We start from the raw sequence: 10,630 nt of genomic DNA on the forward strand, positions 1-10,630 counted from the left end.
CCCGCCGCAGCCGGGCTCGCCCGCTCCATGCCTTGCCCTGGGCGCGGGCCTCCAGCAGCGCGGAGAATCCGGCGCCCTCGTTGCCGCCCGCAACAGCGCCAGCCGTATCCTCGGCACCAAGGTCCGCCAGGCGGCGGTCCACCGCATTGGTGCGCGGCCAGCCGGTAATGGCCGCAAAGGCCGGGTTGGCATAGCGGATGGAACCTTCGCCATCCAGAATCAGCAGGGCTCCGGAAAAATTCTCCACGGCCTGTTCCAGCAGACGCCGCGCGTCCTCGGCCCGGCGGCGCGCCGTAAGGTCGGTGAGCACCCCGATGATGCCCCCCTCTCCCGCCGTGCCTCCTGCGAACACGGTCTTGACCACGCTGAAGTGGCGCACCGCCCCATCGGCGCAGCGCAGGCTCTGCTCGCCAAAACGCGTGCCGCCGACATGGCGCAGTTCGTCGTCGTCGCGCAGCACGGCACCGGCCACGTCCGCCGGGTACACGTCGGGAAAGTCACCCGGCGGTCGGCCGCGCACGTCCTCTCGCGCACAGCCCAGCACCACTCGCGCGAAGCTGTCGTTGCAGTCCACGAAGCGACCCGTGAAGTCGCGGTAGTAGATGGGGTTGGGAATGGCGTTCATCAGCGCCTGCAGGAAGGCCAGGCGGCTGCGGGCTTCTTCTTCGGTGGCGGCGCGGCGTTCCAGTTCCACCAGATAGTCGGCGTTGAGGCGGGTCAGTTCCCCCGTGCGCGCCTCCACCAGTTGTCCCATGCGCAGGCTGTGCCCTTCCAGATTCCCCATCAGCCTATTGAAATAGTTGGCAAGTTCGCCGATTTCATCGTGGGTTTCCGGCACCACGCGCACCGAAAGATCGCCCCCGGCACCCACGCGCACCCGCTCGGTCAGTCGCCGCAGCGGCCCGGTGATGCCCGCGCTGGCGTACAGGCTGGCCAGCGCCACCACCCCGACGGCCGCCAGCAGCCACAGCAGGGCCAGGCGGCGCATGCGGTCCAGGGGGGCGTAAATCTCGTCGGTATAGCCGGATGCGGCCACGATCCAGTCGTAATCCGCAAGATAGGCGTAGACCACGATCTTCTCGCGGTAGCGGCCTTCGCCGGGGTTGCGCCAGGAATAGACGATGCGCCCCGACCGCTTTTGCATCATCTCGCGCACGAAGCGGCGTCCCGTGTCGTCGCGCGCGTCGGCGATGTCGCCCGGTTCCATCACCGGGTGCACCAGCAGCTCGCCCGCACCGGTCATGATGTAGGCGTAGCCGGTTTCGCCCACCCGGTGCGAGAGCACGGCGTCGCGCAGCATGGTGACGTCCAGCAGGTTGCGGAATTCCTCGCGGTAGGCAGAGGCGGAAATGATCCAGTCCCACGGCTGGAACCAGGTCATGTGCAGCGCCTTGGGCCGGGCATGCGTTTCGCCGGGGTTGCGCCATTCGTACTGCATGAAGCCTTCACGCAGGCGCGACTGGTCCCGCACGAACTCGAACTCCGAAAGATCGCGCCCCAGCAGGGAGGCCACCGGGTGCACGGCAAGCGTGGCGTTGGAGGTGAGACAATAGATGTAGCCCGACCGGCCGATGCTCATGCGCAACAAGATGTCGGCTGCATTGGCCTTGGCCTGCGCCTCCGTGATGGCACCCGAACGGTAGCGCTCGTATTCCAGGGCCACCACGTCGCGGGCCTTTTCCGAAGCGGCGCGCAGGTAGTTGCGCACCGCAAGGTCGGCCCCCACCCGCACGGTGCCCAGAATGGACTGGGTGGCCGCGTGCAGCCGTTCTTCCACGACCTGTTCCACGGCATTGCGGGCATGGATGTATGCACCGGCGCCGCCGCACAGCAGCAGCACAAGGAACACCAGCATGTAGCTGGCCAGCAGCTTGCCCCGAATGCCCAGACCCGTCATGCAGCCTCCACGGAGTATCCGATGGCCTATCTTGCCAGATGAAACGCGTGCGGAAAAGCCCGCCCCGCCAACCTTGTGAAAAAACCGGCCGCATTGTCCGGATCGTGGCGACGGTATGGCGACGGAGTGACGAGGCGGCGGGGAGACAGTACGCCGGGGCGAGGGGCGAGGGACGGGCCTCCGGACGGCAGCCGCCAACGACGCGGCCCGCCGCATCCGTGTGTGGTGGGTGCGGCGGGCCGTCGCTGGCGTCAACAGTACAGGGTATCCGGGGACACCGGAGACACAGGGGAGGCTACTTGTTCCGTGCGGCCTTCACCTGATTCAGCGTGTCCTCGAAGCTCTGGCGGTGGGCGTCGTCTGCAAGGCGCACGGCCTCTTCGGCCAGCCGCTCCGCTTCCCCCAGCTTCTCGCCGCGCGTCAGCAGCAGCCAGGCCAGGTTGTTGCGCGCGGGGGCGGATTCCGTCTCGGGCAGGGCGCGGATGGCCTTGCGGTAGTGGCTTTCCGCATCTTCCAACTCGCCTTTCTGGAACAGCAGGTTGGCCAGGTACAGGTGGGCCTGGGGCACGTCGTCGCGCACGGCCTCTGCGTATTCGCGCCGGGCCAGATCCAGCTCGCCCTTCTGCTCGTAGGCACGTCCCAGTTCCAGGTGCTCCGGGCCGGTCAACGGGTCCTGATAGATGCCGATGCGCGGCAGGGAGCACCCGGTCAGCAGCAGGGCCAGCAAGAGGCACGACAGGACGGCACGCGTCATGCGGGCAGATCGGGCGGGCCAAAAGGCAGCGCAAGCGGGAACGGAAACAGGGGGAGCGACAAGAGGCGTGGTGTCCGGCATGGAACCTCCCGTGACGGTTCGGGCTACGGGGCGGGTGCGGGGGCCGGTTCCTGCCGCCGGACCTCCAGCGTCCAGCGGTCGGTGCGGTCCCAGGTGCGCAGAAACGAAGCCCACGGCAGCCGTTGCAGGGGGGTGCGGTCGGAATTCACGATGACCGCGTCGGGCGCGTAGCCCACCACCACCATGAAATGATAGGTGCTCACCAGCCCGTAGCCGTGGTCCACCATGACGATGCGCGGCTGGCCGGAATCCACGGCGGCCATCAGGTCGGCCACGGAACCGTCGTACCAGCGGCTGGAAAGCCCCAAAGTGCGCGGGTACAGGGCAAGATCCAGCGAAAGCGTGCCGTGCATTCCCGGGCGAAAAATGGCCTCGGCAATGCCGTCCGGGGTGGCCTGGGCGCCAGTCAGCCCCAGATGACGCAGCACCCCGGCCAGCGAGGCGGGGCCGCACTGGTACTGTTCCTGCGCAAAGAACGGCACATCGGGGATGATCCGCTCGGCAGCGGGGCGGGTGGGATCCGGCGCAAGGCTGCCGGGCCCGCGCACGCAGCCCGCGCAGGCCAGCGCCGCGCAAAGCAGCAGCAGACCCGGCAATGCTCGCGCGCGCAGATGGCGGAACAGCAACCGGATGGCGCCGGGAAGCGCAAGGGGCGGGCCTGCGGCCCGGCATGAGGGCGAAACGTCCATGGGCATGGCGAAAATGGTACCCCCGCCGTCCGGACAAGCCGGGGCCTGTCCGGACGGCGGGGGTAAAACGGGACGCACGGTTACTGGACGACCACGCGGCGGTCGGCGAAATGCAGGATCAGCACCACCAGCAGGATGACGACAAGGATGGCGATGACGAAGCCGAAGCCGTCGCCGCCGTGGGTCAGGTTGTCGATCTTCTTGGCCAGGTCGTGCAGTTCGGCGTCGGACAGCATGGACAGGCGCTGTTCCACTTCGGCGGAAGAGTAGCCAAGGGCTTGCAGGCGCTCGGAAACCATCTTGTTTTCCAGGGCCTTCTGCACGGTGCCGATGTCGCTGGAGCGCTGTTCCCCGGCCACGATGCCGGCATTGGGAACAAAGGCGGCTTCCACGCGGGGCACGAAGCTGAGCAGGCCCATGACGGCCACCATGACCATGGCGATGTGACGCAGGGCGCGCCAGTTCAGAAGCATGTACATGTGTTCCTCCTTCTTGGGGTCGCCGTCGCCGACACCCCGGAACCGCACCGTTCCGGGTCCGGCTTGCGCGGCGCGCACACGGCATTCGTGAAATTTTCTAGATTTGCCTAGCAGACTTGCACGGCGATTACAAGGCGCTCTGCCGCGCCGATGTGGCGGCAGCCATTCCCTGGTGTGTCCGAACGCAGCACGAACGCGAAACGGGCGCTCCACGAAAGCGGAACGGGCACGACACGGGCGGACCCCGCTCGTATCGTACCTTCGGCACGAGCCTGCCGATGCGTGCGTGCACGCACGGTGTCTGATGATGTCGCACGTCACCGCCAATGCCGAAGAGGCCCCTCCTTCGGCCCGCCCCTGCGCACCGGTCATGGCGGACATCCCGCATTTCCCCGCCGCGCCCGCACAATGACCGCCACAACAGCTGTCATGGCCGCACCACTTCCGGATGCCCGTCCCACCCCGTTGCGCCCCCCTTGTGACCGACGCCGCACGTTTGCCCCCGTGTAGGGTGTGCGCCGTCGGACCGCATTTCTTGCCGTCACCCCTTGCACCAAAGGATTTTCCGCCATGCCAGTTCCCCTCGGGGTTTCCCCCGCAGCCCGTCCCATTGCAATAACCACGGCCACCACCCGGCGCGACGCCGCCGTGCTGTACGCCGACCTAGCCTCGGACGCCGCCCGGAGCGGCCCTGCGGCCCTGGCCGCCGTGCAGGCGGAACTGGGCCGCCGCGACCTGTTCTACCTGCTCACCCGGCTCATGGGCCGGGCCGACATGGACCGCGACTGGCTGTTCGAACGCTGCCGCGAGGTGCAGGCCGCTCCCGACGGCCATCTGGACCTGTGGGCGCGCGAACACTACAAATCCACCATCATCACCTTCGGCCAGACCGTGCGCGACATCCTGAACGACCCGGAAATCACGGTGGGCATCTTTTCCCACTCGCGTCCGGTGGCCAAGGACTTCCTGGGCCAGATCAAGCACGAGTTCGAGCACAACGACATGCTGAAGCGCCTGTACCCCGACGTGCTGTGGGCCGCGCCCCGGCGGCAGGCCCCGGTGTGGTCGCTGGACAAGGGCATCGTTGTGCGCCGTCGAAGCAACCCCAAGGAAGCCACGGTAGAGGCGTGGGGGCTGGTGGACGGCCAACCCACTGGCAAGCACTTTCGGCTGCTGGTCTATGACGACGTGGTCACCCGCGAATCGGTGACCACCCCGGAAATGATCGCCAAGGTCACGGAATGCTGGGCGCTGTCGCTCAATCTGGGGGCCAGCGGGGTGACCGGCGAAGACCGTAGCGGGAACAGTGACAGGAACAGTGGCGGGGATGCCTGCGGGAAGACGAGAGGAGAAAACGGTGCCGCCGCCCCTGCGGACGACACGGGGCTGGCCGACGGCGCGACCGCTCCCGTGACCGCTCCCGCGACCGCTCCCATGGACGCGGGCAATGCCCCGTCCACCAGCCGCGCGGGCCGCCGCCGCTATATCGGCACCCGCTACCACTTCAACGACACCTGGCGCACCATCATCGAACGGGGGGCGGCCACGCCTCGCATCCACCCCGCCACGGCCAACGGTGCGCCCGACGGCCCCCCGGTGCTGCTCTCCACGGCGGCACTGGCCGAAAAGCGTCGCCAGATGGGGCCGTACGTGTTCGGCTGCCAGATGCTGCTGAACCCCGCCGCCGACACGGCGCAAGGCTTTCGCGCCGAATGGCTGCGCCGCTACGCGTCTGGTACCGGCAATGCCCCAGGCTACGCGGACCCGCGCGGTCAGGCGGACAGCACATCTCCGCTGGCCCTCTGGGGCCACTGCAACCGCTACCTGCTGGTGGACCCGGCGGGCGAACGCAAGAAGGGCAGCGACTACACGGTGATGCTGGTGGTGGGGCTGGCCCCGGACGGCAACCGCTACCTGCTGGACGGGGTGCGCGACCGGCTGAACCTGACGGGCCGGGCCGCCGCACTGTTCCGCCTGCACCGCACGTGGCGGCCACTGGCCACGGGTTACGAAAAGTACGGCATGCAGGCCGACATAGAGCACGTGCGCACCGAGCAGGAACGCCGCAACTACCGCTTCGACATCACCCCGCTGGGCGGCCCCATGCCCAAGAAGGACCGCATCCGCAGGCTGGTGCCGGAATTCGAGCAGGGCCGCATGCTGCTGCCCCACCGCCTGCCCTTCATGGATGCAGAGGGCAAGCGGCGCGACCTGGCGCGGGAATTCGTGGACGAGGAATATCTGGCCTTTCCCGTGTCCCGGCACGACGACATGCTGGACTGCCTGGCCCGCATCCTGGACCCGGACCTGGGCGCAGAATTCCCGGACCCGGATTCCTGCGGGTTCACCCACGCCGGGTACGGCGCGGGACTTGGCGGCCACAGTTACGCGGACGAAACCGGGCATATGGAGTACCCCTTGTATGGCTAGGGCCACACCATCCCTTCCGGTGTTGCCGGACGCCCGGAGTGCCCAGACCGTCCGAGTCGACCGGGCTAGCCGGACAGTGCGAACTGGCGGAATCGAACACACTGGCCGGGCAGTGCATCCCGCCCCCGCCTCCCACCCTCCGCTGCCCCCGCTGGTGCTGCGCTCGCGCCACCCGTCCCACCCGGTCCCGGTCACCGACGCGGAACTGGACCAGGTCTGGCACACCCTGTGTGCGGACGGGTTGGTCCCGGTGGTGTTCCACGACGGCGGCGTGCGCTGCGCCGCCGATCTGCGCGGGCTGCTGGCCCCGCACCGGGCGTGGTGCTACCTGGTGCAGGCGGCGGGCACCTCGCTGGCCCTGTGCTGGCTGGACGGATTTTGCGGCCGCGCGGCGCGCATCCACTTCTGCGTGCTGCGGGCCGGGATGCCCCGCGCTGAAGAAATCGGACGCCTGGTGGTGGGTTTTCTGCTCCGCGCGCAGGCCCCCGTGCCGCCCCCCGCCCCGAACGGACGACCGGCAGCGCATCTGCTGGACACCCTGGTGGGCCTTACCCCCGCGCCCTACCGCCACGCTCTGGGATTCGTCACCCGGCTGGGCTTCCGCCGTGCGGCGGTGATTCCCGGCGGTGCGGTGCTGGCCAGATCCACGGGCACCCGCATATGCGACGCGGTGCTCACCCTGTGCACGCGATCCGATCTGACCGACTGCCGCTGACCTCCCAGACTGCCGCTGACCTCCCAGATTGCCGCAACCCGGCTTGCCCGGAATGCCTCCGGCCAACACAACCGGAAAACACACGTGCAAAGGGCCGGAACGCGCACAGCGTTCCGGCCCTTCGGCATCATTTTCTTTCCGGCTAGCGGGTGACGCCCCACAACTCCAGTCGCGGCCCGGCGTCGATCAATACCCCCAGAGGCACGTCCACCTGCTGCGGCCCGGACGACCACGGCGCCACCTGATACGGCGGAAAATGCACCCGCACCCCTTCCGGCGTCAGCGCGAGGCTGGCGTAGTTGTCCGCGTCGGGGCTGGTGCCGCTGCGCAGCATGTCCTCGGCCCGGTCGTCGCCCAGGGTCTCGGCCAGCGCGTCGTAGCAGTACGAGGCCAGCAGGGTCAGCGCGACCTCGGTATCCGCAAAGATGTCCTCCGGCGCCAGTCGCGCGCCGGAAGCCATGTCGTAGCTCAGGGTGATGATGTCCAGATTGCCGTGGGCACCCCCGGTGTAGGTCCAGATGCTGAAGGTGACCGTGGCCGCCCGGGCCGAGGCGCGGGTAACGTCATACGTCACCTTCAGTTCGTTGACGAAATGGTGGGCATTGAGGTCCGGCGTGCCGTTCACCGGTTCGCCCCCGGTACCGGGCTCGACCAGCCCCTGTCGGAACGCGGCCACGATGTGCGCCGCCCAGCGGGCCAGGTCGTCGTCCACGGCGGCCTGCCCCAGACGGGGATAGCGAACGTCGATGTCGAAGTCGTCCTCGCGCAGGGTGATGGAGGACTCGTCGCCGCGTGGCGCACCGGGTTCGGCGGCCCGCACCGGCGCGGCCCACAGCACCGCCGTCACGGACAGCATGACCACCAGCATGACCACCAGCATGGCCGCCATGAGCACACCCGCCGGGGCGGTGCGCCCTCCCCCTGTCACAACACATGGTTTGCCGTCTTTCATGGCCCGTCTCTAACACGAGCGGCCCGCCGCGCCAAGGGCGCGACGGGCCGCAAAGGATCACGTCATGTCATCTGCGCGCCGCCAGCGGCGCGCACGCTACACGCGAAAGCCGTAGCGCAGGTCCAGCAGGGCGCGCGGGCGCAGCAGCAGCATGCCGCCCGCCAGCACCACGTACACCAGGCTGAACCAGATGTGCAGCCGGTCGGGAATGTGCGGCAGGCCCATGGCCGCCTCTATCGGGGCCTGAATGAACGGCGAGATGAACTGCACCAGGAACAGGCCGAACAGCACCAGCGCCCCGCGCATGCCGATGCGCATGCGCAGCAGCAGGCAGATGGCGAACAGCGACTGCGCCGCCGTCAGCAGTATTTCGTTCATCTGGTGCGAATCCATGGGAATGGGAGGATGCACCGAGCCGGACGATGCCGCATACACGCCGGGGATCATGCCCACCAACAGGGTCCACTGGTTCAGCTTTGACGAAATCAGGCTGCCCAGCGCGATGCTGGCATGCCCGCGCATGGCGAACATCAGCGAAACGATGAACTCGGGCGCCTCGGAGGCGATGGGCGCAAGCCACTGCACCAGCAGGAATTCGTTGATGCCCAGCACCTTGCCGGAGGCCACCAGGCTTTCGCTGAACAATTCCGCGTCGGCCAGGATGACCACGGCGGCAAACAGGAACAACGACAGGGTGGCGATGCGGCGCTTGCCCGTGGGCAGCTTGGCCAGCACCTCTGCCGGGCCTTCCGCCTCGAACTCGGTGCAGGGCCTGCGCGAAACCAGCCAGATGTACCATATGTACAGCGAAACCAGCACCACGCCGTCGTACCACGCCAGCGACCCCTTGATGGGGATGAAGAACGCGTACGCCGTGGCCATGGCCAGGAACACCAGGTCGGTACGGCGTTCGCTTTCCACCACTACCGCGCTGCGGAAGCGCATCCAGCACACCAGCACAATGGCGCTCCAGCCCACGCCGATGAGCAGGCGGTTGGCGCCGGTCATGTTGGCGATGGCGTAGTGGGCGTAATCGCTTTCGGGGTGCTGCCCGGCCATCCAGGTAAAGTACATGTCCACGGCGTATTCGGGCAGCACGGCGATAAGCGCCACCACCGCCAGGGCCAGCGTCTGCGGAATGTCCAGCTGCGCCACCTCGCAGGCCCACATCAGCATGAACGACGCCGCCAGGATGGCCCCGCCGGTCAGGCCGGCCATGACCAGGGGACTGATTTCGGGGTGCAGGGCGCGCATGGCAAGGCCCGGCAGCGTGGCCAGCACCGCCAGCAGGAAGGGATACCAGTCGCGGAACGCGTGTTTCACAACCAACCTCTCGATACCATTTGAGAATTTACAAATCGCCAGAGGCCAAAAAGAAAAGGCGAGACCTCCGGCATTCCTGCCGTGAAGGTCTCGCCAATTGGTCCGGTTTGCGGGTCCGTCCCAACGGCAACGCCAGGCGCGTGCGCCATGCTGTTGACGTTGCCCTTGCTGGCTACTCCCCTTGCTGAGCGGTTACATAGTCCGCCCCGCCCGGCGCGTCAAGCGGGTGGCCGGTGCGCCCGCCTCCCTCTTTACAGCACGACGCGGCGGGCCTATGTCTGGCGCCGAACCCGTTCGACACGCCACGCCACACCAGCAATCCGGCGCGCCGGTCCACCGCCGCGCCATGGAGTATCGCCATGCATGTTCATGTTCCCAGCGGTGTTTGCAGCAAGCAGATCCAGTTCGACGTGCGCGACGGGCTGCTGCGCGACGTGCGCTTTGCCGGGGGCTGCCCCGGCAACCTCGAAGCCCTTGGCCGCCTGCTCGACGGCATGCCGGTGCAGGACGCCATCGACAAGCTGGTCGGCATCACCTGCGGCAACAAGCCCACCTCCTGTCCCGACCAGTTGGCCAAGGCCCTGTCCGACCTGCGCGAAGGCCGCCCCCTGACCGCTCCGGCACATGCCGTGGGGTTCGGGCTGAAGCCGTTGAATCCCTTCGGCTAGACGCCGCTGACGGTACCCGGCGGGATCCCCATCCCACCGCAGCCCGGCCAAATTCACGCCGTCACCACGGCACCACGTTCACGGCGCGGCCCCACCGCGCCGTTGCCGTTTGCCCCCCCCACCCCCGACAGTCCGCGACTTGCATCCCGGCCATGCACCGCTTACGATAGATTTCATTTATCAAACAGACAGCGGAGCATTTGAAATGCAAATACTGATCATCCTTTCCAGCGCGGACCCGGAAATCCGCTGGAACACCTTCCGCTTCGGCAACTTCCTGCTCGAAAAGGGCGAGGAAGTGACCATCTTCCTCAACGGTCCGGCAGCGGATTACGCGGCGGGCGACGGCCCCTCGTTCCCCATCCGTGACCAGGCCCGGCTGTTCTCCCTCAGCGAGGGCGTGCTGGCCGCCTGAGGCAAGTGCCAGGACATCCACGGCGTGGATGCTGACGACACGGTGGCCCGAGGCAATCAGCAGTTTCTGTACGACGAGATGCTGAAGGCGGACAGGGTGCTGAACTTCTGATGCCGACAGCGGACCGGGTCAGCCCGGTCGCAAAACCTTCCTGCGCCGCCCCGCCTGCCGCCCGTCACGGGCCGGAGCGGGGCGGCATCGTTCTGCGCGGGCGATGGGCCGCGCGG

General features: G+C 67.8%; 10 protein-coding genes. 4 read left to right on the forward strand and 6 right to left on the reverse strand.

Translation table 11 applies throughout. The features are described 5' to 3' along the window. From FVW27_RS00390 to FVW27_RS00405, 4 genes are all read right to left on the reverse strand, one after another. A partial coding sequence (locus FVW27_RS00390) for a cache domain-containing protein (protein WP_167121792.1) occupies positions 1-1,897 on the reverse strand: 1,897 nt, incomplete at its 3' end. Positions 1,898-2,192: 295 nt separating this feature from the next. Then, the gene (locus tag FVW27_RS00395) at positions 2,193-2,651 is read right to left on the reverse strand and encodes a tetratricopeptide repeat protein (RefSeq protein ID WP_243838120.1); all 459 of its coding nucleotides are present in this window, start codon (positions 2,649-2,651) and stop codon (positions 2,193-2,195) included. 104 nt (positions 2,652-2,755) lie between these two features. Continuing rightward, complete coding sequence (locus FVW27_RS00400; protein ID WP_167121794.1) at positions 2,756-3,427, reverse strand: C39 family peptidase; 672 nt, start codon at positions 3,425-3,427, stop codon at positions 2,756-2,758. Positions 3,428-3,501: 74 nt separating this feature from the next. After that, positions 3,502-3,900 carry a PA2779 family protein gene (locus tag FVW27_RS00405; RefSeq protein WP_190244550.1) on the reverse strand — a complete coding sequence of 133 codons (399 nt, stop codon included), beginning with the start codon at positions 3,898-3,900 and terminating at the stop codon, positions 3,502-3,504. Positions 3,901-4,470: 570 nt separating this feature from the next. On the opposite strand from FVW27_RS00405, the gene FVW27_RS00410 reads away from it, so the two are divergent. Together FVW27_RS00410 and FVW27_RS00415 are read left to right on the forward strand one after the other, a co-directional pair. Next, positions 4,471-6,330 carry a hypothetical protein gene (locus FVW27_RS00410; protein ID WP_167121795.1) on the forward strand — a complete coding sequence of 620 codons (1,860 nt, stop codon included), beginning with the start codon at positions 4,471-4,473 and terminating at the stop codon, positions 6,328-6,330. A gap of 112 nt (positions 6,331-6,442) precedes the next feature. Beyond that, the gene (locus tag FVW27_RS00415; RefSeq protein ID WP_243838121.1) at positions 6,443-7,045 is read left to right on the forward strand and encodes a hypothetical protein; all 603 of its coding nucleotides are present in this window, start codon (positions 6,443-6,445) and stop codon (positions 7,043-7,045) included. A 142-nt stretch (positions 7,046-7,187) separates the two neighbouring features. Here the strand turns inward: FVW27_RS00415 and FVW27_RS00420 are convergent, their stop codons facing one another. Together FVW27_RS00420 and FVW27_RS00425 are read right to left on the reverse strand one after the other, a co-directional pair. After that, positions 7,188-7,997, reverse strand: coding sequence for a DUF3298 and DUF4163 domain-containing protein (locus FVW27_RS00420; protein WP_167121796.1), 810 nt, complete (start codon positions 7,995-7,997; stop codon positions 7,188-7,190). A gap of 96 nt (positions 7,998-8,093) precedes the next feature. Further along, positions 8,094-9,320 carry a sodium:calcium antiporter gene (locus FVW27_RS00425; RefSeq protein ID WP_167121797.1) on the reverse strand — a complete coding sequence of 409 codons (1,227 nt, stop codon included), beginning with the start codon at positions 9,318-9,320 and terminating at the stop codon, positions 8,094-8,096. Positions 9,321-9,679: 359 nt separating this feature from the next. On the opposite strand from FVW27_RS00425, the gene FVW27_RS00430 reads away from it, so the two are divergent. Next, positions 9,680-9,988 (forward strand): TIGR03905 family TSCPD domain-containing protein, encoded by a 309-nt coding sequence (locus FVW27_RS00430; protein WP_167121798.1) that lies wholly within the window; start codon positions 9,680-9,682, stop codon positions 9,986-9,988. Between the two features lie 205 nt (positions 9,989-10,193). Further along, positions 10,194-10,514, forward strand: coding sequence for a DsrE family protein (locus FVW27_RS00435; RefSeq protein ID WP_243838122.1), 321 nt, complete (start codon positions 10,194-10,196; stop codon positions 10,512-10,514). The last annotated feature ends 116 nt before the right edge of the window (positions 10,515-10,630 follow it).

This window comes from Nitratidesulfovibrio liaohensis, assembly GCF_011682075.1.
GTDB lineage: Bacteria > Desulfobacterota > Desulfovibrionia > Desulfovibrionales > Desulfovibrionaceae > Cupidesulfovibrio > Cupidesulfovibrio liaohensis.

What these genes read in the sequence shown, in the direction of transcription:
- FVW27_RS00400 (WP_167121794.1), bottom strand. Translation starts at nt 3,427, where the DNA reads ATGCCCATGGACGTTTCGCCCTCATGCCGGGCCGCAGGCCCGCCCCTT.
- FVW27_RS00410 (WP_167121795.1), top strand. Translation starts at nt 4,471, where the DNA reads ATGCCAGTTCCCCTCGGGGTTTCCCCCGCAGCCCGTCCCATTGCAATA.
- FVW27_RS00420 (WP_167121796.1), bottom strand. Translation starts at nt 7,997, where the DNA reads ATGAAAGACGGCAAACCATGTGTTGTGACAGGGGGAGGGCGCACCGCC.
- FVW27_RS00405 (WP_190244550.1), bottom strand. Translation starts at nt 3,900, where the DNA reads ATGTACATGCTTCTGAACTGGCGCGCCCTGCGTCACATCGCCATGGTC.
- FVW27_RS00430 (WP_167121798.1), top strand. Translation starts at nt 9,680, where the DNA reads ATGCATGTTCATGTTCCCAGCGGTGTTTGCAGCAAGCAGATCCAGTTC.
- FVW27_RS00395 (WP_243838120.1), bottom strand. Translation starts at nt 2,651, where the DNA reads ATGACGCGTGCCGTCCTGTCGTGCCTCTTGCTGGCCCTGCTGCTGACC.